This is a genomic window from Hymenobacter lutimineralis (genome assembly GCF_008271285.1).
GTDB lineage: Bacteria > Bacteroidota > Bacteroidia > Cytophagales > Hymenobacteraceae > Hymenobacter > Hymenobacter lutimineralis.
Map to the genome: position 1 here is coordinate 25,756 of NZ_VTHL01000017.1, position 24,210 is coordinate 49,965.

Genomic DNA, 24,210 nt, shown 5'->3' on the forward strand with positions numbered 1-24,210 from the left:
GCCTACTCTAACCTCTTGGCTCTAAGCTCTGACCTCTAAGCTCTCAACTACATGACTCTGAATAAATACAGCCGCATCTACACCCAGGACGACAGCCTGCCGGCCTCCCAGGCCATGCTCATCGGCTCGGGGCTGTCGGATGAGGACTTGCGCAAGCCGTTCGTGGGCATTTGCTCCACAGGCTTCGAAGGCAACACCTGCAACATGCACCTCAATGGCCTGGCCGACCAGGTGAAGGCCGGCGTGCAGCAGCAGGGCCTGGTGGGGCTGCGCTTCAACACCATCGGCGTATCGGACGGCATCACCAACGGTACGGCCGGTATGCGCTACTCCCTGGTCTCGCGCGAAATCATTGCCGATTCCATTGAGGCCATGGCCGGGGCCCACAACTACGATGCCCTGGCCTGCGTGATGGGCTGCGACAAGAACATGCCTGGCGCCCTCATTGCCATGGCCCGCCTCAACCGGCCTTCGCTGATGGTGTACGGCGGCACCATCAAGGGCGGCACCTTCAAAGGGCAGCAGCTCAACATTGTTTCGTGTTTTGAGGCTTACGGCAAAAAACTGCAGGGGCAGATATCGGACGAGGATTACAAAGGCATTATCCACAACGCCTGCCCGGGTCCGGGGGCGTGTGGAGGCATGTACACGGCAAATACGATGGCGGCCGCTATTGAAACGCTGGGCATGAGTGTTCCGTTTTCCTCGTCCTCCCCGGCCGTAAGCGCCGAAAAGCAGCAGGAGTGCCACGACGCCGGCGGCTACCTGCGCCGCCTGCTGGAGCTGGACCTCAAGCCCCGCGACATTCTGGTGCGCGAGGCCTTCGAAAACGCCCTGGTGATGACCACCGTGCTGGGCGGTTCCACCAACGCCGTGCTTCACCTCATTGCTATTGCCCACGCCGCCGGCGTGCACCTGACGATGGAGGACTTCCAGGCCGTGAGCAACCGCGTGCCCGTGCTGGCCGACCTGAAACCCAGCGGCAAGTACCTGATGGAGGATTTATCGGCGCTGGGCGGGGTGCCGGCCGTGATGAAGACCATGCTCAATGCGGGCCTGCTCCACGGCGACCTGCTGACGGTGACGGGCCGGACGCTGGCCGAAAACCTGGCCGACGTGCAGCCCCTGGGTGCCGAGCAGGACTTGCTGCGCCCCTTGGATAACCCTATCAAAGCCGACGGCCACATTCAGATTCTGTACGGCAACCTGGCCACCAAAGGCGCGGTAGCCAAAATCACCGGCAAGGAAGGCCTGCGGTTTGAAGGCCCGGCCGTGGTGTTCAACTCCGAAGAAGAACTCAACGAAGGCATTACGCAGGGCAAGATTCAGCCCGGCCACGTCGTCGTGATTCGCTACGTGGGGCCCAAGGGCGGGCCCGGTATGCCCGAAATGCTCAAGCCCACCTCCGCCATCATCGGCGCGGGCCTGGGCGACAAGGTAGCCCTGATTACTGACGGGCGCTTTTCGGGCGGCACGCACGGCTTCGTTATCGGCCACGTGTGCCCGGAGGCCTACGACGGCGGCACCATTGCCCTGGTGGAAGACGGCGACTGGATTGTGCTGGATGCCGGCACCAACACCATTGATGTGCAGGTAGACGCGGCCCAGCTGGCCGTGCGCCGCCAGCAGTGGCAGCGGCCCCGGCCCAGCGTGCAACAGGGCGTGCTGCTGAAGTATATCCGCACCGTGAGCGACGCGAGCCGCGGCTGCATCACCGATTACGAGGAAGACCATGTACACGCAAGAGCAACCCCAGCCCGTGCCGACCTCGCCTGAGGCGGCCGTAGCCGCGGCAACGCCAGCTACCCGCACGCTTTCCGGCGCTGAGGCTACGCTGCACGCCCTGCTGGCCGAAGGCGTAGACACCATTTTCGGGTATCCGGGCGGCGCCATCATCCCGATCTACGATGCCCTCTACGACTTTAAGGAGCAGCTGAACCACGTGCTGGTGCGCCACGAGCAGGGCGGCATTCACGCGGCCCAGGGCTACGCGCGGTCTTCGGGCAAGGTGGGCGTGGTCTTCGCCACCAGCGGCCCCGGTGCCACCAACCTCGTCACCGGCCTAGCCGATGCCCTCATTGACAGCACCCCGCTGGTGTGCATTACGGGGCAGGTATTCGCGCACTTGCTGGGCACCGATGCCTTCCAGGAAACCGACATCATCAACATCACCACACCCATTACCAAGTGGAACCACCAGGTGACGGACGCCAGTGAAATCCCCGAGGTGCTGGCTAAGGCCTTCTACATTGCCCGCAGCGGCCGCCCCGGTCCGGTCCTTATCGACATCACCAAGAACGCCCAGATTCAGAAGGCCGACTTCGCGCCCTACCAGCCTTGTACCCACATCCGCAGCTACCGCCCCAAGCCCATTGTGCGGCCTGAGTACGTAGCGCAGGCGGCCGAGCTCATCAACCAGGCCAAGCGGCCCCTGGTGCTTTGGGGGCAGGGCGTACTGCTGGGCCAGGCGGAGCAGGAGTTCCGGCAGTTCATTGAGAAAAGCGGCATTCCGGCGGCTTGGACGATTCTGGGTGCTGGCGCCCTACCCACCGGCCACCCGCTCAACGTGGGCATGCTGGGCATGCACGGCAACTACGGCCCCAACGTGCTGACCAACGAGTGCGACGTGCTCATTGCCATTGGCATGCGCTTCGACGACCGGGTAACGGGCCGCCTCGACAAGTACGCCCGCCAGGCCCAGGTGATTCATCTCGACATCGACCCCACGGAAATCGACAAGAACGTGGCGGCTACCGTGCCGGTATGGGGCGACTGCAAGGAAACCCTGCCCTTGCTTACGCAGCTGGTGCAGGCCCGCACTTACCCCGAGTGGCGGCAGCGCTTCACGGAGCACAATGCCGAGGAAATTGCGGCCGTCATTCAGGACGAGCTGTTTCCGACCTCCGACGAGCTGACCATGGGCGAAGTGATTCAGCAGCTGAACGAGCTGACCCAGGGTGAGGCCATCATTGTGACGGATGTAGGCCAGCACCAGATGGTGGCCTGCCGGTACGCCAAGCTCAACCACACCCGCAGCAACATCACCAGCGGGGGCCTGGGCACTATGGGTTTTGCGCTGCCCGCCGCCATCGGGGCCAAGTATGGGGCGCCAGAGCGCACGGTAGTAGCCGTCATCGGCGACGGGGGCATCCAGATGACGATTCAGGAGCTGGGCACCATCATGCAGACGGGCGTGAACGTGAAGATTCTGCTGCTCAACAACCAGTTTCTGGGCATGGTGCGCCAGTGGCAGGAGCTGTTTCACGAGCGGCGCTACTCCTTCGTGGACATTGCCAGCCCCGACTACGTGACCGTGGCCCAGGGCTACAGCATTGCCGGCCGCCGCGTGGACGCCCGCCCCGAGCTGCAAAACGCCCTGCGCGAGATGCTGGAGCACCCCGGCTCCTTCCTGCTGGAGGTAATGGTGACCCGCGAAAACAACATCTTCCCCATGGTACCGCAGGGCTGCGGCGTGGGCGAAATACGGCTTAAGTAAATGTCGTTGCGAGCCGGTGGCGCATCAAGACACCGGCTCGCAACGACAACACAAGTTCCCCCTTATGCACCAGCAACCAATCGACCGGCGCGAGTACAACATCACGGCGTATACCGAGAACCAGGTGGGGCTGCTGAACCGCATTGCCATCATCTTCTCGCGGCGCAAAATCAACATCGAAAGCCTCAACACCTCCCCTTCCGAAATCGAAGGCATTCACCGCTTCAACATTGTGGTTGTGGAGACGGAGGAAGTGGTGCGCAAGATTGCCCGCCAGATTGAAAAGCAGGTGGAAGTGCTCAAGGTCTACTTCAACCCCAACGAAGACGTCATCTGGCAGGAAATGGCCCTCTACAAAGTGCCCACCGACGTCATTGCCGAGCGGGCCCTGGTGGAGCGGCTGCTGCGGGAGCACGGCGCCCGGGCCGTGGTCATTCGCAAGGACTACACGGTGTTTGAAACCACCGGCCACCGCGAAGAAACCGACAAGCTGCTGGCGGTACTCCAGCCCTACGGCCTCATCGAGTTTGTGCGCTCGGCCCGCATTGCCATCATCAAGGGCAGTGAAGGCTTCCACCACAAGCTGCGCGAGTTTGAGCGCATCGAGCCCGGCCATGAGGTCAGCGAAAACGACTACCTCAACAGCCGCGACAAGGTGTTTTCGATGTAGCACCAACGTCGCCAACAACCAACGAATCAATCACAATAAACCTTCAACCACTCAACCTCCAACCATCATGGCAACCATCAACTTCGGCGGCGTAGACGAGCACGTAGTTACCCGCGACGAATTTCCTTTGGAAAAAGCCCGCACGATTCTCAAGGATGAAACCATTGCCGTGATTGGCTACGGCGTGCAGGGCCCCGGCCAGGCGCTGAACCTGCGCGACAACGGCTTCAACGTCATCATCGGGCAGCGCCGCGACTCCGCCTCCTGGAGCAAGGCCGAAGCCGATGGCTGGGTGGAAGGTGAAACCTTGTTCGACATCGAAGAAGCAGCGGAGCGCGGTACCATCATTGCCAACCTGCTCTCCGACGCTGGCCAGATTGCGGTGTGGCCTACCCTGAAAGCCAAGCTCACGGCCGGAAAAACGCTGTACTTCTCCCACGGCTTCGGCATCACCTTCAACGACCAGACCGGCATCATCCCGCCCGCCGACGTGGACGTGGTGCTGGTAGCACCTAAGGGCAGCGGCACCAGCCTGCGTCGCCTGTTTGTGGCCGGCGGTGGGCTGAACTCCTCGTTTGCCGTGTACCAGGATGCCACCGGCCACGCCTACGAAAAGGCTATTGCTTTGGGCATCGGGGTGGGCTCGGGCTACCTGTTCGAAACCGACTTCAAGCGCGAAGTGTACTCCGACCTCACCGGCGAGCGGGGCGTGCTGATGGGCGCTCTGGCTGGCATCATCGAGGCTCAGTACCAGGTGCTGCGCCAGCGCGGCCACTCCCCTTCCGAAGCCTTCAACGAAACCGTGGAAGAACTCACCCAGAGCCTGGTGCCGCTGGTGGGCGAAAACGGCATGGATTGGATGTTCAGCAACTGCTCCGTAACGGCACAGCGCGGCGCCCTCGACTGGAAAGGCAAGTTCCGCGAGGCTACCCTACCCGTGCTCAACGAGCTGTACGACAGCGTAGCCTCGGGCCAGGAGGCCGCCCGCACCATCCAGCGTGGCTCCACGCCCGGCTACCGCCAGGAGCTGGAAGCCGAGCTGAAGGAAGTGCGCGACTCGGAGCTGTGGCAGACCGGAGCGACCGTGCGTGAGCTACGCTCCAAGGCTACCGAGAAAGTAGAAGAGTTGAGCTAAACTGAAAACAAACCAAGGAAGGCTGGCCGCAACGCCAGCCTTCCATTTTTCGCCGGCCCTATGCACTGGAATGCTGATACCTATACCCAAAAGCACGCTTTCGTCTCTCAATACGGCACCGGCCTGGTGGAAGTACTAGCCCCGCAGCCGGGCGAATGGGTGCTGGACCTGGGCTGCGGGGCCGGGGAGCTGGCGCAGGAAATAGCCAGCCGGGGCGCTAACGTGGTGGGCCTGGATGCCTCAGCCGACATGCTGATCAAGGCCCGCCAGCAGTTTCCGGCGCTAGACTTCCAACTGGCCGATGCCGCTTCGTTTCAGCTGCCGGAACGCTTCGACGCCGTGTTCTCCAATGCGGCGCTGCACTGGGTTCCGGCGGCGGCGGCCGTGGTGCGGCAGGTGTATCAGCACCTGAAGCCAGGTGGGCGCTTCGTAGCGGAGCTTGGCGGAAAGGGCAACGTAGGGCACATTGTGGAAGCCCTGCTCCGCCAGTTGCACCAGCACGGCTACCCCCAGGCCCGCGCCGACTGGTGGTACTTCCCCTCGGTAGCCGAGTACGCTACCCTGCTCGAACAGCAAGGCTTCCGGGTACGCCTGGCCCAGCACTACGACCGGGAAACGCCGCTTGCCGACCCCAAAACCGGCCTTCGGGACTGGATTGAACAGTTTGGGGACAATTTCTTTCGCGGTGTTCAGGATGAAGATCGGGCGGCCATCCTTACGGCTACCGAAGCTGAGCTGCGCCCCGTCCTATTCCGGGACGGCCAATGGCGGGCCGATTACAAGCGCCTGCGCATCGTGGCGGAGAAGCCCTAGACTTACCTGAAAAGCCGCCGGACTCTGGCGCAAAATGAGCCTATATGGAACAAGAAACCCTCACCGCCAGCCCCGTTGTGCAACTGGCCAACGTAGAGCGCGCCGCCCGCACCCTGGATGGCGTCATCTACAAAACCCTGCTGCAGCACAATCTGGGCCTTTCGGATGCTTACGGGGCCCAGGTGTACCTCAAGCGCGAAGACCTACAGGTGGTGCGCTCCTACAAAATCCGGGGGGCCTATAATAAGATTGCCGGGCTGAGTCGGGAACAGGTGACCCGCGACGTGGTCTGCGCTTCGGCCGGCAACCACGCCCAGGGCGTGGCCTATGCCTGCCAGCTGCTCGGAATTCGCGGCCACATCTTCATGCCCGCCCAAACGCCAGCCCAGAAGGTGAGCAAAGTGCGCCTGTTTGGCAAAGACCAAGTGGAAGTGGTACTGGTAGGGGCCACCTTCGACGACACGTACCAAGCCGCCAAGAACTTCTGCGACCAGCGCGGCAGCACCTTCGTGCACCCGTTCGACGACCTGGCCATAGTAGAAGGCCAGGCCACCGTGGGCCTGGAAATCCTGCGCGACGCTCCCGCTTCCATCGACTTTCTGTTTATGCCCATCGGCGGCGGGGGGCTAGCTTCGGGCGTAAGCAGCGTGTTCCGGCAGCTGAGCCCCCACACCCGCCTGATTGGCGTGCAGCCGCTGGGGGCCCCTTCCATGCAGCAGGCCATTGCCAACGGGCAGCGCCAAGCCCTGGAATCTATTGAGAGCTTCGTGGATGGCGCAGCCGTGAAGTGCCCCGGCGAGCTGACATTTCAGCTGTGCCAGGAGCTGCTGGATGAGGTGGCCCTGGTGCCCGAAGGCCAGGTGTGCGAGGACCTGCTGAAGATGTACAACGAGGAAGGCATTGTGCTGGAGCCCGCGGGTACGCTCAGCGTTTCGGCCCTGCACCAGTACGCCGACCAGATTCGGGGCAAAACGGTGGTGTGCGTGCTCAGCGGCTCCAACAACGACATCACCCGCATGGAGGAAATAAAGGAGCGGGCCATGCGCCACCAGGGCCGCAAGCATTACTTCCTGGTTACGTTCAACCAGAAGCCCGGGGCCCTGCGCCGCTTCGTCAACCACGTGCTCCGGGAAGGCGACGACATCATCCAGTTCCAGTACATTAAAAAGAATAACAAAGAAAAAGGGCCCGTTTTCATCGGTCTGGAAGTGCAGAACCCGCACGAGGTAGCGGGCATTCAGCAGCGCATGGCCGACGAAGGCTTCGGCTACGAGTACCTGAACGGCAAGCAGGACTTCCTGAGCCTGCTGGTGTAAAGCAAGTAGCTGCACTGATTTAAGATAAAATAGCAGCCTCACATACTCTGAACGAGGGCCGCTTGCTTATTTCAGGATTTGGCCGTTGTAGTTTAATTTATTTTCCTTATTTGATTATCAACAAGTTACAAACGCAACGTCAACTTTTAGAAATAGTAGGCGTGCTGATTAACCGTTTTCATAGCCCCCTGAAGTCCGTGTACTTGCGAGTAGCCTTTTCGCCGAAAGACCTTACCCTATGGCTACTCAGAAAATCCACATCTTCGATACGACCCTGCGCGACGGGGAGCAAGTGCCGGGCTGCAAGCTCAACCGGGACGAGAAACTGCTCATTGCCCGGCAGCTGGAGCTACTCGGCGTCGACGTGATTGAGGCGGGCTTTCCGGTTTCCAGCCCCGGCGACTTTGCCGCCGTGGCGGCCATTGCGGCCCAAACGCGCTACGCCACCGTCTGCGGCCTCTCGCGGGCCGTGGAACACGACATCGTGACGGCGGCAGAAGCCCTGAAATCAGCCAAATACCCGCGCATTCATACCGGCATCGGCACTTCCGAGTCCCACATCAAGTTCAAGCTCTGCACCACGCCCGACAAGATTATTGAGCGGGCTGTGGCAGCCGTGAAGCTGGCTAAGAGCTTTGTGGAAGACGTGGAGTTTTACGCCGAAGATGCCGGCCGCACCGACAACGAATTCCTGGCCCGCGTGTGTGAGGCCGTAATTCGGGCCGGCGCCACCGTGCTCAACATTCCTGATACCACCGGCTATTGCCTGCCCAGCGAGTACGGCGCCAAGATTAAGTACTTGACCGACAACGTGCGCGGCATCGAGCACGTGCGCCTTTCCACCCACTGCCACAACGATTTGGGCATGGCCACGGCCAACTCCATTTCGGGTGTGCTCAACGGTGCCCAGCAAGTGGAATGCACCATCAACGGAGTGGGTGAGCGGGCCGGCAATACCGCTTTGGAAGAAGCGGTGATGGTGCTCCGCCAGCACCCCTACCTCAACTTCGAAACCGGCATCAACACCAAGCTGCTCGCCGAAACCTCGGCCATGGTCTCGCACCTCATGAGCATGCCCGTGCAGCCCAACAAGGCTATTGTAGGGGCCAATGCGTTTTCGCACTCCAGCGGCATTCACCAGGATGGCGTGATTAAACACCGCGAGACCTACGAAATCATTGACCCGCGCGAGGTGGGCATGCCCGACTCGGCCATTGTGCTCACCGCCCGCTCCGGCCGCGCGGCCCTCGCCTACCGCCTCCAGAAAATCGGCTACGACTTCGACCGCACGGCCCTCAACAAAGCCTACGCCTCGTTTGTGGCCCTCGCCGACCGCCAGAAGGAAGTCGTGGACGAGGATTTGCACGTGATGGTCGAGCAGGAGAACCTCGTTACCGTCGGCTAACCCAACGCTGGACCGTCATGCCAACACACCCGGGCACGACGGTTTTTCTTTTTTTTCCGCTGAGCCCGAACGACGGATGCCCCAGGCTTCCGTTATCCCACCCTTCTCATGGCTAAGACCTTATTCGATAAAATCTGGGACGCCCACGTGGTGCGCGAAGTAGCCGGTGGCCTCACCGTGTTCTACATCGACCGGCACCTGATTCACGAAGTCACCAGCCCGCAGGCATTTGACGAGCTGACGGCCCGCGGCCTCACCCTGCGCCGCCCCGGCCAGATTGTGGCCACCGCCGACCACAACGTACCCACGCGCCACCAGGACCAGCCCATTCAGGACCCCTTGTCCCGCTCCCAGGTGGATAAGCTCACCGAGAACTGCGCCAAGTTTGGCGTGGAGCTCTACGGCCTCGGCCACCAGTACCAGGGCATTGTCCACGTCATCGGGCCGGAACTGGGCATCACCCAACCGGGCCTGACGATGGTGTGCGGCGACTCGCACACCTCCACGCACGGCGCGTTTGGCACCATTGCCTTCGGCATTGGCACCAGCCAGGTCACGCAGGTAATGGCTTCCCAGTGCCTGCTGCTCGACAAGCCCAAGCGCATGCGCATCACCCTGGATGGGGAGCTGCGCCCCGGCGTGTCGGCCAAGGACTTGATTCTGCACGTTATTTCCCAGCTGGGTACCGGCGGGGCCACCGGCTACTTTGTGGAGTACGCCGGCAGCGCCATCCGCGCCCTGAGCATGGAAGGCCGCATGACGGTGTGCAACATGAGCATTGAAATGGGGGCGCGTGGCGGCCTCATTGCCCCCGATGCCACCACCTTCCGCTACCTCGAAGGCCGCCGCTTTGCGCCCCAGGGTGAGAACTGGGACCGGGCCGTGGCCTACTGGCGGACGCTGTACTCCGACGACGACGCCCAGTTTGACGCCGAGCTGCAGTTCGACGCCGCGGCCATTCAGCCGATGATAACCTACGGCACCAACCCCGGCATGGGCATTCCGCTCAGTGCCAGCATTCCGGTGCTGACTGACGCGGGCGAAGCCGCCAGCTTCGACAAGTCGCTGCGGTACATGGGCTTTCAGGCGGGTGAGTCCTTGCTGGGCAAGGAAATCAACTACGTGTTCATCGGCAGCTGTACCAACTCCCGCATCGAGGATTTGCGCACAGTGGCGGCCTACGTGAAGGGCAAGCGCAAAGCCGCCCACGTGGAGGCCATCATCGTGCCCGGCTCCAAGCAGGTGGAGCTGCAGGCCATAGCCGAGGGCATTGACCAGGTGCTGGCCGAGGCAGGCTTTGAGCTGCGCGAACCGGGCTGCAGCGCCTGCCTGGCCATGAACGACGACAAGATTCCGGCCGGGGCCTACTGCGTGTCGACCTCCAACCGCAACTTCGAAGGCCGCCAGGGGCCCGGCGCCCGCACCCTGCTGGCCTCCCCGCTGGTGGCGGCTATTACCGCCGTGGAAGGTCGTTTGGTTGACATCACGCAGTACTTGAACTAACCCACCGCCCACCCCATGGAAAAGTTTCAGACCCTGCAATCCGGCGTGGTGCCGCTGCCCATCGAAAACGTGGATACGGACCAGATTATCCCGGCCCGCTTCCTGAAAGCAACGACCCGGGAAGGCTTCGGGGCCAACCTGTTTGCCGACTGGCGCTACGCCGCCAATGGCCAGCCCAAAGCCGATTTTGTGCTCAACGACCCGCGCTACCAGGGCCACCAGATTCTGCTGGCCGGCAAAAACTTCGGGTGCGGCTCCAGCCGGGAACACGCCGCCTGGGCGCTCTACGACGCCGGTTTTCGAGTGGTCATCAGCAGCTACTTCGCCGATATTTTCCGGGGCAATGCCCTGAACACGGGTCTGCTGCCCCTGCAGGTTTCGGATGAAGTGCTGCAGGCCCTGTTTGCCGCCGTGGCCGCCAACCCGCAACTGCCGCTTACGGTGGACCTGAGCGCCCAAACCCTCACGGTGCCCGGCCGCACGGAAGCCATTCCCTTCGAACTGGATGCCTACAAAAAAGAGTGCCTGCTGAACGGGTACGACGACATTGATTTTCTCATTAGCCAGGAGGCGGCCATTACGGCCTACGAACAACAACGGTCATGGATAGCGTAAGCAAACGAATTGTGGTGTTGCCCGGCGACGGTATCGGGCCGGAAGTGTGTAGCGAAGCGGTGCGCGTGCTGCGGGCCGTGGGTGACCGGTTCGGCCACGAGTTTACCTTCGACTACCAGCTGATGGGCGCCTGCGCCATCGACGCGGTGGGCACGCCGCTGCCGGACGTTACCCTGGAAGCCTGCCGCCGCGCCGACGCCGTCCTGCTCGGCGCCATCGGCGACCCGAAGTACGACAACGACCCCACCGCCAAAGTGCGCCCCGAGCAAGGTCTGCTGGGACTGCGCAAGTCGCTGGGGCTGTACGCCAACATTCGGCCCATCACGGCCTATGACCAGCTGCTGGAACACTCCCCGCTGAAAGCCGAGCGGATTCAGGGCACCGACATCCTCATTTTCCGGGAGCTGACCGGCGGTATCTACTTCGGGGAGAAAGGCCGCAGCGAGGACCGCGCCAGCGCCTACGACCACTGCACCTACCACCGCGACGAAATCCTGCGCATTGCGCACCTGGCCTTCAAAGCCGCCGAAACGCGCCGCCACAAGCTTACGCTGGTGGATAAGGCCAACGTGCTGGAAACCTCCCGCCTGTGGCGCGAAACGGTGCAGAGCATTGCGCCTCAGTACCCGAGCGTGGCCCTGGATTACCTGTTCGTGGACAACGCGGCCATGCAGATCATTCTGAACCCGCGCCAGTTCGACGTGATGCTGACGGAAAACATGTTCGGCGACATCATTTCCGACGAGGCTTCCGTCATTGCCGGGTCACTGGGCTTGCTGCCCTCCGCTTCCATCGGCGACGGTTCGGCCCTGTTTGAGCCCATCCACGGTTCTTATCCGCAGGCCAAGGGCAAGGGCATTGCCAACCCTATTGCTACCATTCTTTCGGCGGCCATGCTGCTGGACCACTTCAACCTGCCGGAAGAAGCCGACTGCGTGCGCGACGCCGTGCAGCACGCTCTCGATGAAGGTGTGGTAACGCCGGAGCTGAACCCAGCTGTGGTGCACACCACCGAGCAGGTGGGCAGTTTCATTGCCTACGCGGTACTGGACATTGCCGACTGTGAGTTGCACCGCAACAACATCCGGCTGGGCATGAGCACGATTATCTAAGTTGTGAGAGGGCGATTTAGTGCGTTACTAATTCGCCGCTTAAAAAGTACCTCAGGGGTGGGGTTAAAGCCCGAGTATCTGGTCGCCGGACCGGATGCTTGGGCTTTTTAGCGTTTGAGGGGCAGCAATCGGCCCCGGCGGTTTTGGCGGTTCACCGGGTGCGGGCGACGCTTCACCCGGTTTAGCCTCGGGCCGCGCAAGCAAAGTGCGGATGTTTGAAGCATCAAATCTGGCTTCTCAACCCGCACACTTCGTCTTATGAAAACGCTTCGCCCCAACTTCGCCTTCCTGATTCGCACCCTCTGCGGCCTGCTGCTCACCCTCGTGCTCCTGCAAACAGCCACCGCAGGCGGCCTCCCGAATGGCACGCCGGCATTTCAGACCTCGGATGGGGTGAAGCTCTTCGTAAAAGTAGCCGGCCAGGGGCTGCCCTGCCTGTTTGTGCACGGCGGCCCGGGCGCGGGCAGCCAGGCGGTGGAAGTGCTGGCCGGCGCACCGCTGGAAAAGCAGCTGCAGATGATTTACCTCGACCAGCGCGGCAGTGGCCGCTCGGCCAGCGACCCACAGAAAAACTACTCCCTGGAGCGCCAGGTGCAGGACATGGAAGAGCTGCGCCAGCAGTTGAAGCTGGAAAAATGGACGCTGATGGCTCACTCCTTCGGCGGTATCCTGGCCACGACCTACGCGCAGAAATACCCCGGCCGCGTGCACAGCCTGATTCTGGTCAACGCAATTCTGAATTTGCCGGCTTCGATGGAAAGCACCACGGCCTATGGCTACACCCTGCTGCCCGCCGCTACCCGCCCGCCGCTGGATGCCGCCGCGCCCCTCCCCCAGCGCTACTTCATGGTGACGGGGCTGCTCCAGCGCCAGGGCCTCTACAACCAGCTTCAATACGCCTCCGACTCCTCGGCCGCCCGGGTGAGCCGCACGATGAAAGGCCAGCCCGCCAACCACGATTTTGCCGCCAACATGTTCCAGAACCCCGGCAACTACCTGCTCGATTACACGCCCGCCACGGCCAGCCTTGCTATGCCGGTCCTGGTTCTCACCGGCCAGCAGGACTACGTAACCGGCCCTGAGCATTACAAGAGCTTCCGCTTCCCTCAGCAGCAAGTAGTGGTTTTGCCTGGGAAACACGTGCCCTTCCTCGATAACCCGCAGGAATTCAACCAGGCCGTGCAGCGCTTCGTGCGCCAGTTGCCCCGCAAAAGCTAAATCGAGGGCTGCGAATTTTTTCATTAAACGTCATGCTGAGCTTGTCGAAGCATCTCTACCTCTGGCTAACATAATCGTGAGAGCGAAGCGGTAGAGATGCTTCGACAAGCTCAGCATGACGTTCTGGAAATCATTTTCACTAGCCTATCAAAACAGTTCAGCCATCTGTTTGCGCCGCGAAAAAGCTACTTTTACCTTCCATGAACGACCGAAAGTTTTTGCTCTGGGGCATTCCCATTCTCGCGCTGCTGGTGCTGATTCCCCGGGGCGTGCTGTACATTCGGTCGGTGCCGGTTTTTTTCCTGAACTGGGGCATTTCGATGCTGTTCACCTGTGCCTTCTGGTTTACGGGAAGGGCGCTATGGCGGGCCTTGTTTCGGCGCTTTCCGCGGGTAGACCAGACCCGCAAGCGGCTCTGGCGGCTGGCCGTCATCAATACGGCTATTGCGGCGGCTGTCACGTTCATCCTCGACAGCGTGGCGGCCTGGGCCCAGGGCGGGCAGTTGGATAGCGCCACGTTCTGGCGGGAGTTTGGGCTGAATATGGTGCCTACCGTGGTCATTCAGCTGATTTATGAGAGTATGAACTTCTTTCAGCAGTGGGAAGAAAACGTGCGCCGGGCCGAGCAGCTCCAGAGTGCCGGCGTGCAAAGCCAACTCGAAGCCTTGCAAAGCCAACTCGACCCCCACTTCCTGTTCAACTCCCTCAACACCTTGTCGGCCCTCATTGAGCCCGACAACGAGCCGGCCCAGGACTTTGTGGAGCAGCTTTCCGACGTGTACCGCTACGTACTGCTGGCCCGCGACCGAACGACCGTGCCACTGAGTGAGGAGCTAGCCTTTGTGGATACCTACCTGGCCTTGCATAAGGCCCGCTTCCGCGACAACCTACACGTGACGATGGATGTGCCGCCTACCGCGCTGGCGCAGCACGTAGCTCCTTTGAGCGTGCAGCTGCTGGTGGAAAATGCCCTGAAGCATAACGTTGCTTCGCGGGAACATCCGCTGCAGCTCCGCCTCGCAGCCGACCCCGTAGCCGGCCTCTTCACCGTCGAAAACACCCTACGGCCGCGCACGGCGGGCCTGGCACCCGGCACGGGCACAGGCTTGCGCAACGTGCGTCACCGCTACGAGCTGCTCCACGCCCCGCACCCGGTGGACGTCACTTCCGAGGCAGGCATCTTCCGGGTGCGGCTGCCGCTATTAAGGTAGTAGCTTCCGCTGCTGGCTTAGCTGGCTAAGACCGCAGCATTCACCATTTCACTAGCGTACTATTTTATCGCCCCATGACCGTTTTGCTGCTCGAAGATGAGTACCCGGCCACCGAGCGGCTGCAGCGCCTGCTCCGCCAGGCTGCCCCCGAGGCGCAGGTGGCCGCCGTACTCGACAGCGTATCCGGCGCCGTGCAGTGGCTGGAAAGCAACCCCGCCCCCGACCTGATTCTCTCCGATATTCAGCTGGCCGATGGGCTGAGCCTGGAAATCTTCGACCAGCTCCTGGTGCGCAGCCCGGTTATCTTCACCACCGCCTACGACGCCTATGCCATTCGCGCTTTCAAAGCCAACAGCGTGGATTACCTGCTGAAACCCGTAAAGCTAGTCGAGCTTACAGCCGCCCTCACCAAGCTGCGCGACTGGCGCCTGGCCCTGCGCGAGTCAGCCGCTGCCGGAGCCCCTGAAAAGGCTGACGAGGCCTCCGCGCACCGCCTGGAGCGCCTGGCCGATTCTCTTCCGCGGCCCGACCGGCAGTTTAAAACTCGTTTTCTGGTGCGCAGCGGCGAGCAGCTATTGCCCCTACCCATATCCCAGGTGGCTTGGTTTCAGAGCCGCCACGAAACCACCACCCTCACCGCCACCGACGGGCGACGCTTCGTGGTGGATTATACCTTGGAGCAGTTGGAAAGCCTGCTCGACCCCAGCCAGTTCTTCCGCCTCAACCGGCAGTTCATTGCTCAGCTGCCGGCCGTGCAGCGCCTGCACCCGCACTTCAATGGCAAGCTGCTGCTGGACTTGCAGCCCGCTCCCACCGACGAAGTATTGGTAAGCCGGGAAAAAGCGGCGGCGGTGAAAAGCTGGCTGGAAGGGTAATCAGGCCAGACGAGCTTTTCCCCCTACCAAAGGAAAGGCCGCCCGGATGCCCCGGGTGCTAGCCAAGTCCCGAGTACTTCGCCGTCAGAAGCAGTGAGAGTCACCGCCGTCGGTTTTTGATGAATGTCTCTCTTGTTTTGGGGCAGCTACAACTCCCAAGCCAGGAGCAAGCCGGCAATTGTACCCAGAAGTGTACCGGCCAGCAGTTCAGAGGCCGTGTGGCGGCGTAGTACCAATCGGGAGGCAGCTACCAGCCCAGCGGCTACCAGCGCAAGCCAGCCCCAGCCAGGGTACAAGGTGAGCACTACGCAAGCCAGGAAGAAAGAAATGGCGGCGTGCAACGACACCTTCAGCCAAAAGTTGAGCGCAAAGCATACCAGTAGCAGTGCCCACACGGCAAGCAGCCCGTACCGAAAGGCCCCGCCCTGCTGCTGCCAGAATAGCCCTGCGGTGGCAGCACCCAGCAAGACCAGCAATACCGGATAAAAGCTGTGACGCTGCGTCCTTTGCGACACGTCGAAATTGGTGTAGCCACCGCGCCGCGTCTGCCACAGATTCCACACGCTGATGGGCCCTACTACCAGCAGCGCCACGCTACCTATTATCCAGGCCGAGCCAGACCCCGGCACGTGGTGTCGGGCTACAAGCACCGCAAATACCATGGTAGTAACGAGGGGATGGCCCAGAAAGGAAACGACTGCCGAAACCCGGTAAAGCAGCAAAAAGGAAACACCCATACGAAAAGGACTTACCACCCGCTACCGATCCAGCCAGGCCTTAAACGCCCCAACTTTCTCCCGGCTCACCAGCACGGTGTCGTTGTCGGGGGCAGCGGGCTTGAGGACGGTTTGCAGGCGGGAGTTGGTGTAGTGAATGATGTCGTGGATGGCCTCGGCGTGGGCAAGGTAGGCGCGGTTGAGGCGGAAGAACTCGGTGGGGTCAAGCATGCCTTCCAGTTGCTCCAAGGTGTAATCTACCACAAAGCGCCGGCCTTCCCGGGTGTGCAGCAAGGTCACTTTTTCCAGACTGGCGAAGTAGGCAATCTGCTCCACGGGAATGGCTTTCAGGTGCTCCCCTACCCGCACCACAAAGCGCGACTTGTACTCCTTGGCGGGCTGGGCCTGGCGCAGCACCTGGGCCAGCAGCGCGGCATCAAAAGCCGGGGCAGCAGCTTCACGCTGGCGGCGCAGCTTGTCCAGGGCGGCCGTCAGCTCCTCCGGGTCGATGGGCTTGAGCAGGTAGTCCACGCTGTTCACCTTGAAGGCGCGCAGGGCGTACTTGTCGTAGGCCGTGGTGAAGATAACCGGGCTCTGCACGTCCAGCCGCTCAAACAGCTCGAAGCTCAGTCCATCGGCCAGGTGGATATCCAGAAACAGCACATCGGGCGCAGGGCGCAGGGCGCGCAGCAGGGCCTCAGCCTCCGCTACCGACTCGGCCGTGCCAACCACCTCTACCGGCTGCGGCTGCTTGCGCAGCAGCTCCGTGAGGCGGCGGGCAGCCAGGGGTTCATCTTCAATAATGAGGGCGCGCACGGGTGTGTTCATAAGCGAAAGTAACGCGACGGAGGAATGCCAGCCTAAAAAAACTACTGCAGCTCCAGCAGCGGCAGCGTCACGCGGAACTCGGTTTCGGTTTGGGCTACCTGCACGGGCTGCTGGGTGAGGAAGGCGTAGCGCGCCGCCAGGTTCTGCAGCCCCAGGCCCGTGGATTCGCCCTCGGCCAGGCGGCGCGGGCGGCGCTGATTGCGCACCGTAAGCGTGCGGGAAGCCACGTCCAGCGTCACCTGAATTTGCAGCGGGTCGCGCTGGGAGGTGGCGTTGTGCTTGAGGGCATTTTCCAGCAGCAGCTGCACGGCCAGCGGGGGCACCAGCAGGGTTTCCGCCGTAGCGGCGGGCAAGCTTGGCATCTCCACCTGCACGCCTTCCCCCAGGCGGGTGCGCTGCAGAAACAGGTAGGCCTCTACGAAGCGCAGTTCCTCGGCCAGCGGCACCACTTCCTGCTCCTGGGCATCAAGCACGTAGCGGTATACCTGGCTGAGCTGGCGGATAAAGCGCGTGGCGCGGGCCGGGTCATTTTCCTCCACCAACGAGGTCAGCGCGTTCAGGGAGTTGAACAGAAAGTGTGGGTCGAGCTGGCGGCGCAGGGAGTCGGCCTGGGCCTGGGCATTTTCCTTTTGCAGCCGCTCCGTCTGGATGGCCGCCTCGCGCCAGCCCAGCAGAAACGAGCGGCTGTGCATGAACAGCGACACCACCACCGTAATCAGCAGGGGAATAATAAACTGCCGGATGGAGAGGTCGGAGAGTGGACGGTGGTGGTAAAAAACCAGAAAGCCACCCGACACCAGCAAAATGACCAGCAACGACATCACCAGGGAAAAGGCCAGCGTGATGAGAAACCGCCGGATGGGCTGGGCCGTCCAGTCGACGCGGCGGTTAAGCCACTCGCTGGGGTAGCCGTTGGCCAGCCACAGCCCCACGGTGTAGCTGAAGTTGTAGCTGAACGTCACCAGGAAATCCTCGCTCCACACGGCGCAGCCCCGGCAAAACAGGAAGCTTAGCCCCAGCGAGGCAGTAGTCATCAGGCCCAGCCCCCAGGCCAGCTTGCGGTGCGGGTAGTGCCGGCCCAAGTTGGCCACCTCGGCGGCAGTAATGGGCGCCGGCGCGTTGGGGGGCGCTAGGGCCGGTTTCGATAGCAAGGCAGAATCAGCCATAAGTACAAGCCCGCGGGCCAGAAGAAAGCAGGGGCAAAAGATACGCACAAAGGGGTAAGCCGGGGGTATGGCGGCTTCTTAAGCCCGTTGTGCCAGCAGTGCGTCCCTCCTGCGGGAAGGTTGTCGTGGCATCAGCCCGTCCTGCTGGTCTTGTCGAAGCAGGACAGGCTTGAATGCCTCCTTACTTCGCGGCCGTGGCTTCGTAGTTTTTCAGGCGGCCGAGCACCTGCCGCTCGCCCCAGTTGGGGGCCACGGCGGAAGCGGGCTTGAAGGCGGCAAAGCGCACTTTGGCTTGCTCGTAGATAGGCTTGGCCACCTCGGCCCCGCCCCCAAACATGCTGGGCGTGTAGTACACGTTGTTGGCCTGCACCAGGTAGATGCGCGGGTTGGCGGGGTTCAGCTTTTTGGCCTGCGCCAGCGTCTCATTCACCATGCCCGAATATTTCATGGAGCGCATCATTGGGGCCACGCCCAGGCGGGCCTGGTAGAGGTAGGCCTGCAGCACCAGCAGCTCCGATTCGTCGCCGCCCAGCTTGCGGGCCTGGGTGAGGGCGGTTTCGGCCTGGTCGAGGTACTTATCCTTAGTGTCGCCGTCTTCCTTGCTCACAAAGCAGGTGATAACGCGGGTGTAGGCCTGGTAGTAGCGCGGCAGCCAGTCCTGGGGCTTCACCGAGGCGGCCCGCTCCAGTTTGGCGTCGGCCTGCTTGAGCTGGGCCGGGTCGCCGGTGCTCATCAGCTCCTGCACGGTGGCAGCCAGCAGCTGCGTGTAGGCATCGGTGGGCTGGGCGCTGGGCGCAGCCGGCGCAGCAGTAGCGGCGGGAGTCTGGGCCTGGGCGGCGAAGGAGGCGGCAACGAGGGCGAGGGCGAACAGGGTCTTTTTCATAACTCAGAAGGGCTGGAAAGTGGGTGAAAGCGTTGTTGTGTGGTTGAGTGATTCAAAGGTGCGGCACGGCCGGCCCCGCTGAAACTTGCCGTTACCGAAGCGTCGGATTTTCGGGATGAAGCGTCGGGAAGGGAGTTTCTAGTTGCTGGTTTCTGGTTGTTAGAAAAACAACGTCATACAGAGCGTAGCGAAGCATCTCGCTAGTGTGGTAACCCAATGAAGCGGTACAGATGCTACGGCCTTGCAGGAACCAGGCAAAGCGTGACAGTTACCACCACAACGTCAGCACGCGAGATGCTTCGCTACGCTCTGCATGACGTTGTTTTTCCTGGCAACTGGCAACTGAGCTACTCCGGGGCGGTATTCAGGTCTACCGGCTTCTTGTTGATGGAGATGAACAGGCCCACAAACAGCATGCGCGGGGCCGAGGGCGTGACGGCAGTGCGGGCATAGGTGCCCTCGGGGCTGGCCTGGGTGGCGTAGCGGTAGCCGTACACATTCTCGCGGCCCAGCACGTTGCTCACGCTCACGTAGAGGATGGTGAACTGCCCCCGGATGCGGGTGAGGTAGCTGGCGTTGAAGCTCAGATCCTGGTAGCTGGGCAGGCGGCCCTGGTTGTAGCCTTCCTGGGCAGGGTTGTGGTAGCGGCGCGGGCTGCCGTAGCTGGCCGTGAAGCCCACCTGGGTGTGCGCCTTGGCAATCCAGTACTTGCCCACGAGGCTCAGGTTGTGGCGCGCGGCAAAGGTGGGCACGGCCAGCATGGGGTCCTGCCGGGCCTGGCGGCGCGTGTCGAGCAAGCCGTAGCTCACCCAGTAATCGGTGTTTTTGAGGGTTTTTCGGTCGCGCCAGTACAGGTCGAGGCCGCGGGCGTAGCCGGTGCCGGCGCTGCGGTAGGCGGCGGGGTTGTGGGGCTGCTGCGCGTCGAATACGGTGAGGTTTTGATACGCCTTGTCGTAGGCTTCAAGGCGCAGGGTGCGGTTGTCGCGGGCATACTGGTAGGTGACGAGGGCGTGGCGGGCCTGCTCGAAGCGCAAGTTATGGCTTACACGCAGCAGGTCGTTGGCGGGCGTCTGGTAAAACAAGCCGTAGGCCCCCGAAACCGAGCTATTCTCACTGGTTTGCCAGGCCAGGGCCAGGCGCGGGGCGGCGTTCCAGCGGCCCAGCACCGCCGAGTACTCGGCCCGGCCACCCACGCGGGCTCCCACCCGGTCGGCCAGGCTGATGTCGGCCTCGGCAAAGGCGGCCCCGCGGCGCTCGGTAAAGGAACCATCCTGCCAGATGGGGGCATCGGCGGCGGCCTGGTAGGTGCGGCGGTACTGCTGGCCCAGGGCTTCAGCACCCAGCTTCAGGCTCCAGTTGGCCCCGGCCGAGTCGTTGGTGAGCACCAAGCGGCCCACCAGACTTTGCTCCATTTCGCGCAGACGCATGTCGTCGGGGCGCACCTGGTTGTCGTCGCGGGTGAGGGCGGCGCCGGTGCTCAAACTCCAGCCCCGGCGCAGGGGGCTGCGGAAGGTGGCATTGAGGTAGCCGTTGCCGTTGCGCAGGGCCACGGTTTGGTCGGCGGTGAAGGCCTGGTTGGGCTGGCGCAAAGCCAGCTGCTGCTGCTGCCACACGCCGTACACTTTCAGCATGCCGGCCTCGCCGGTGCGGTGGCGCAAGCTCAGCGAGGAGCCCAGGCTCTGCGGGGCTTTCACCCACCCGAAGCTTTGCGGCACCAGTCCGTAGTAAGGCTGCAGGTTCATATAGTCGGCCGTAACGGCCACCGAGGTACGCTCCCAGCGCTGCACTCGACTCAGGCTCCCCCCCACCGACATCAAGCTCACACCCGTCTGCGTTTCCGGGGCCAGATCAGTTGTATTCAGCAGCACCACGGCGCTGAGCGCCTGCCCGTACTCGGCCGAGTAGCCCCCGGTGCTGAACACGGTGCCCTTAAACAGGAAGGGCGAAAACCGCCCCCGGGCCGGTACGCTGGGCACCGAGCCGCCGTAGGGGTTCTGCACGGGCAGCCCATCGAGGTAGGTTTTCGTTTCGCCGGCGGCCCCGCCCCGCACGAACAGCTTGCCCTCGTCGCCCACCCGGGTGGTGCCGGGCAGGGCATTCAGGGCCCCGGCCACGTCGCCGAGGGCCCCGGCCGTCGTCACAATATCAAGGGGCTTGAGCACGGCGCTGCGCTTTTCGTCGCTGGCCTCGAAGGAGCCGGCCGTGATGACCACGCCGCCCAGCTGGTGCCGGTCGGCTTTCAGCTGCAGGGGCAGCGGCAGTTCCCCGCCCGCCAGTTGCACGGGCACCGCCTGGGCCAGGTAGCCCAGCAAACTGAGCTGCAGCGTTTGGGCGCCGGTTTGGGTGGTTTCGAAGCGAAAAGCGCCGACCGAGTCGGTGCTGGCCCCGTCGAAGGAGCCGCGCAGAAATACGTTTACGCCGGGCAAGGGCTGGCCGTGGTCGTCGCGCACGGTGCCGCGCAGGGTGGTGGTTTGGGCTAGCCCAAGCAGCGGGGCGAGCAGAAGCAGAACGAGAACAAGTGGTTTCATAGCCAGCAGCGGTGAGGTGATGGCTCAAAAGTGGCCCACCGCCACCGCGCCGGAAATTTGCTGTTACCGAAGCGTCAGAATCAGGGGATGAAGTGTTGGTGGTTGCTGGTTTCTAGTTGCTGGTTGTTCGTTGTCAGGCAGAACGTCATGCAGAGCGGAGCGAAGCATCTCGCGTGCTGACGTTGTGCTGGTAACTATCACGCTTCGCTTGGCGCCCACAAGACCATAGCATCTGGACCGCTTCGTTGGAGTACTGCTGCAACATCAGCACGCGAGATACTTCGCTGCGCTCTGCATGACGTTCTGCTATTCTCTATTCCTGGCAACCAGCAACCAGCAACAACTAATCAGCAACCTCCCCTAGCATCACCCCAAAATCTCCATCCACCTGCTCCCAGCCCTGGGCGGGCAGATAGGTGCGCGACACGAATCCGTCCAGGTACAGGGCCTGACGGCAGCCCTGGCGCTGGAAGTAGCGGGCGAAGTCGTAGAAGTTGATTTCCTCTTTCGATAGTACCAGCAGCACGCGCCCGTCGGGCAGCAGCCCCACGCCGTTGCGAATCTGGCGGTTCTGGGAGCCGGGCCGAAACGCCGGGTGCAGCTGCCCGTCCACCACCAGCATGGGCCCCGACTGGGTGGCATATTGCACCTGCGGCCCCACCCGAAACGCGGCGGTGGGCACAATACCAGCCTGCCCGGCGCGGGTGAGGTAAAACACGCCGTTGGGCTGAAGATAAAAGTTGCCGGTGCCGCGGGTGGTCTCCAAGGGGGTGCGCTGCCGGCCGTCTTCGATGAACAGCCCCAGGGGCACCGGGCCGGTGCGGTACATGCCCCCGTTGCAGGCAAACACCAGGCGCTGCCCCCGGCCACTGAGCCAGTCGCGCAAGCGGCCGAGGCTGCGCAGGGGCTGACCTTGCTCATCCCGCCAGTACAGGCGCAGCGTCTGCCGCCGCGGGTTCACCGTGTAGCTGATGAACTGGCTGGCGTCAGTAGAGTCGGGCGGGGTGCAGGCGGGGAGGGCGGCGCTCAGGGCAAGTAGCACCCCGCCAAGCCAAAGCACGCAGGCCGTTTTGCGGCCGACTGTCTTAGTGGGGTGCATGCTGTTGGGCCGCATACTCCGCTACTTCTGCCGCCTGCGCTGCTTTTTTCTGAATAGCAGCAATGGTGCGCATTATGTAGAGCGCTACCAGGTTGACGCTAAGCCGGGTTTCCTCTCCACTGCTATTGAAATTTACCTGATAGCTTGAGACAGACGCTGATATAATGCTCTTGGTTTCTGCCGTAAAATCAGCCCCTAGTAAGACGCTCACGCCGGCAACATATTCCAGCCCAAAGCCCACCACGCTAAAACTAATCACCTGCAGGGCCTGATTGAGCATGGAAAGTTGAAGTCCTTTCTCCGTGTGGCCTTTCAGCAGCTGCTGACCGCAGTAGATAGAGTAGCTGTGTAAGCCAAATCCTACGGCCAGTGCCAGGAGCGAGCCGCCCGTGAGGTAGCCACTCAGCACCATCAGCCAGAACATCAGACCAATCCCTAGCACCCCACCAATAATCTGATAGTACGCCAGCCATTTCAGGGTATGCTCGGCTTTTCGATAAACGGACATTGGGGCCTATTCTTCGTGTAGTTTCTGGTAGTGTCGGCTGCGTTGGCTTTGCTTGAGCCGTCCAAACTACGCCAATTCCGCACCCTCCACCAAACTACGCCTCCCGACTACTACGCCAAACCACCGATAGACTTCCGACCCTCTCGGATGGTCCTCGGAGGACCATCCGAGAGCTTCCAAAGCCCACCCGAGGTCCTCGCCGGACCATCGTTGGTCCTCCAAAGCCCACCCGACGTCCCCGGAGGACCACCTGAGGTCCAGAGAGGACCAACGGAGAGCTTCGGAAGCACAACTGCCCCACCCGGCAGACCGGACGGGGCAGTGCCAGGGCCGCGGCGGTGGCTTAGGCCCCGGCTTTCTTGTCGGCGGGCTTAGGCTGCTTGGCAAAGCGCACCTTCAGGTCTTCGTAAGCGGCCTGGGCGCCGGGGGCATTGGCCTTGGCGGCGCTCTGGATGTTGCGGTAGATGCTAAGCGCATCCAGGTAGGCTTCGCCCCCGGTCTGCATCATGGTGCTTTCCAGGTCGGTGACGAGCTGCTGCAGGGGGCGCAGCAGCGTGCCCAGGTCGGCGGTGGCCTTGATGTCCTCCTGCAGATCGGGGAAGCGCACGAAGGCGGGCACAAAGGCGGGCGTACTCTGGCCGTACTCCTCTACTTTGGTGAGGAAGGCCACCGACCGGTCGCCCATTTTCACCACGTCCTGGCGCTCCTCGGGCGTGAGGGGATAGAGGTAGGGCGTGAGCACCGATTTGAGGGTGCCGATGGCCGTTTCCAGCTTGGCCATATCGGCGGCGGGAATGCTAACGGAAATGCGGGGTAACATAGCATAAGGGGGTTGGAGGTGAGAAAATAACCAGCCCCGTTACGGTGTGAAGAACAGGGATAAGCAGATAATATAGCGCGGAAGAAATATGAGCAGATTGCGGGAGTTACGCAAGCCCCTGGCTAAACCCCAGGCGGTGGAAGGAGGTTAGAGAGCTGTGACGATAACTGAATAAACTAACCCGTCATGCTCTATCTGGCGTCCGCTTGCCGAAGCATCTCTACCGCTTCGTTGGATTACTATGGCGACATCAGCACACGAGATTCCTCGACTTTGCTCGGAATGACGTTCTT

General features: G+C 62.2%; 21 protein-coding genes. 13 read left to right on the top strand and 8 right to left on the bottom strand.

Going from position 1 to position 24,210, the window contains the following annotated elements; translation table 11 throughout:
• The first annotated feature begins 51 nt into the window (after nucleotides 1-51).
• From ilvD to FY528_RS15170, 13 genes are all read left to right on the top strand, one after another.
• A complete protein-coding gene (ilvD, locus tag FY528_RS15110) occupies nucleotides 52-1,776 on the top strand; it encodes a dihydroxy-acid dehydratase (RefSeq protein ID WP_149071869.1) in 1,725 nt (574 codons plus the stop codon).
• Nucleotides 1,733-3,496 carry a biosynthetic-type acetolactate synthase large subunit gene (ilvB, locus tag FY528_RS15115; RefSeq protein ID WP_149071870.1) on the top strand — a complete coding sequence of 588 codons (1,764 nt, stop codon included), beginning with the start codon at nucleotides 1,733-1,735 and terminating at the stop codon, nucleotides 3,494-3,496. The genes ilvD and ilvB overlap by 44 nt, the downstream gene beginning before the upstream one ends.
• 64 nt (nucleotides 3,497-3,560) lie before the next feature.
• On the top strand, nucleotides 3,561-4,166 hold the full coding sequence (ilvN, locus tag FY528_RS15120) for an acetolactate synthase small subunit (RefSeq protein ID WP_149071871.1): 606 nt from the start codon (nucleotides 3,561-3,563) through the stop codon (nucleotides 4,164-4,166).
• A 67-nt stretch (nucleotides 4,167-4,233) separates the two neighbouring features.
• Complete coding sequence (gene ilvC / locus FY528_RS15125; protein ID WP_149071872.1) at nucleotides 4,234-5,301, top strand: ketol-acid reductoisomerase; 1,068 nt, start codon at nucleotides 4,234-4,236, stop codon at nucleotides 5,299-5,301.
• A 60-nt stretch (nucleotides 5,302-5,361) separates the two neighbouring features.
• Nucleotides 5,362-6,114: a class I SAM-dependent methyltransferase gene (locus FY528_RS15130; RefSeq protein ID WP_149071873.1), complete on the top strand. Its 753-nt coding sequence runs from the start codon at nucleotides 5,362-5,364 to the stop codon at nucleotides 6,112-6,114.
• 44 nt (nucleotides 6,115-6,158) lie between these two features.
• Nucleotides 6,159-7,430, top strand: coding sequence for a threonine ammonia-lyase IlvA (gene ilvA / locus FY528_RS15135; RefSeq protein WP_149071874.1), 1,272 nt, complete (start codon nucleotides 6,159-6,161; stop codon nucleotides 7,428-7,430).
• 238 nt (nucleotides 7,431-7,668) lie between these two features.
• Entirely contained in the window at nucleotides 7,669-8,835 is a 1,167-nt protein-coding gene (locus FY528_RS15140; RefSeq protein WP_149071875.1) for a 2-isopropylmalate synthase, read from the top strand.
• Between the two features lie 108 nt (nucleotides 8,836-8,943).
• The gene (leuC, locus tag FY528_RS15145; protein WP_149071876.1) at nucleotides 8,944-10,338 is read left to right on the top strand and encodes a 3-isopropylmalate dehydratase large subunit; all 1,395 of its coding nucleotides are present in this window, start codon (nucleotides 8,944-8,946) and stop codon (nucleotides 10,336-10,338) included.
• Nucleotides 10,339-10,353: 15 nt separating this feature from the next.
• A complete protein-coding gene (gene leuD, locus FY528_RS15150; protein ID WP_149071877.1) occupies nucleotides 10,354-10,953 on the top strand; it encodes a 3-isopropylmalate dehydratase small subunit in 600 nt (199 codons plus the stop codon).
• Nucleotides 10,941-12,065 (top strand): 3-isopropylmalate dehydrogenase, encoded by a 1,125-nt coding sequence (gene leuB, locus FY528_RS15155; protein WP_149071878.1) that lies wholly within the window; start codon nucleotides 10,941-10,943, stop codon nucleotides 12,063-12,065. Before leuD ends, leuB begins: the two co-directional genes overlap by 13 nt.
• A gap of 258 nt (nucleotides 12,066-12,323) precedes the next feature.
• Nucleotides 12,324-13,283 carry an alpha/beta fold hydrolase gene (locus FY528_RS15160; RefSeq protein WP_149071879.1) on the top strand — a complete coding sequence of 320 codons (960 nt, stop codon included), beginning with the start codon at nucleotides 12,324-12,326 and terminating at the stop codon, nucleotides 13,281-13,283.
• 200 nt (nucleotides 13,284-13,483) lie between these two features.
• Nucleotides 13,484-14,494 carry a sensor histidine kinase gene (locus FY528_RS15165; RefSeq protein WP_149071880.1) on the top strand — a complete coding sequence of 337 codons (1,011 nt, stop codon included), beginning with the start codon at nucleotides 13,484-13,486 and terminating at the stop codon, nucleotides 14,492-14,494.
• Nucleotides 14,495-14,568: 74 nt separating this feature from the next.
• Nucleotides 14,569-15,369, top strand: a complete 801-nt coding sequence (locus FY528_RS15170; protein ID WP_149071881.1) for a LytR/AlgR family response regulator transcription factor — start codon at nucleotides 14,569-14,571, stop codon at nucleotides 15,367-15,369.
• A gap of 146 nt (nucleotides 15,370-15,515) precedes the next feature.
• Here the strand turns inward: FY528_RS15170 and FY528_RS15175 are convergent, their stop codons facing one another.
• The 8 genes from FY528_RS15175 to FY528_RS15210 all read right to left on the bottom strand — a co-directional run bounded on the left by FY528_RS15175 (nucleotide 15,516) and on the right by FY528_RS15210 (nucleotide 23,917).
• The gene (locus FY528_RS15175) at nucleotides 15,516-16,106 is read right to left on the bottom strand and encodes a phosphatase PAP2 family protein (protein WP_149071882.1); all 591 of its coding nucleotides are present in this window, start codon (nucleotides 16,104-16,106) and stop codon (nucleotides 15,516-15,518) included.
• Between the two features lie 21 nt (nucleotides 16,107-16,127).
• On the bottom strand, nucleotides 16,128-16,913 hold the full coding sequence (locus FY528_RS15180) for a LytR/AlgR family response regulator transcription factor (RefSeq protein ID WP_262384015.1): 786 nt from the start codon (nucleotides 16,911-16,913) through the stop codon (nucleotides 16,128-16,130).
• A 41-nt stretch (nucleotides 16,914-16,954) separates the two neighbouring features.
• Nucleotides 16,955-18,079, bottom strand: a complete 1,125-nt coding sequence (locus FY528_RS15185) for a sensor histidine kinase (RefSeq protein WP_149071883.1) — start codon at nucleotides 18,077-18,079, stop codon at nucleotides 16,955-16,957.
• A 181-nt stretch (nucleotides 18,080-18,260) separates the two neighbouring features.
• Entirely contained in the window at nucleotides 18,261-18,962 is a 702-nt protein-coding gene (locus FY528_RS15190; protein WP_149071884.1) for a hypothetical protein, read from the bottom strand.
• A gap of 347 nt (nucleotides 18,963-19,309) precedes the next feature.
• Nucleotides 19,310-21,490, bottom strand: a complete 2,181-nt coding sequence (locus tag FY528_RS15195; RefSeq protein WP_149071885.1) for a TonB-dependent receptor — start codon at nucleotides 21,488-21,490, stop codon at nucleotides 19,310-19,312.
• A gap of 343 nt (nucleotides 21,491-21,833) precedes the next feature.
• On the bottom strand, nucleotides 21,834-22,589 hold the full coding sequence (locus tag FY528_RS15200; RefSeq protein WP_149071886.1) for a phosphodiester glycosidase family protein: 756 nt from the start codon (nucleotides 22,587-22,589) through the stop codon (nucleotides 21,834-21,836).
• Nucleotides 22,576-23,097 carry a hypothetical protein gene (locus FY528_RS15205; protein ID WP_149071887.1) on the bottom strand — a complete coding sequence of 174 codons (522 nt, stop codon included), beginning with the start codon at nucleotides 23,095-23,097 and terminating at the stop codon, nucleotides 22,576-22,578. The genes FY528_RS15200 and FY528_RS15205 overlap by 14 nt, the downstream gene beginning before the upstream one ends.
• 343 nt (nucleotides 23,098-23,440) lie before the next feature.
• Complete coding sequence (locus FY528_RS15210) at nucleotides 23,441-23,917, bottom strand: hypothetical protein (RefSeq protein ID WP_149071888.1); 477 nt, start codon at nucleotides 23,915-23,917, stop codon at nucleotides 23,441-23,443.
• Nucleotides 23,918-24,210 lie beyond the last annotated feature (293 nt).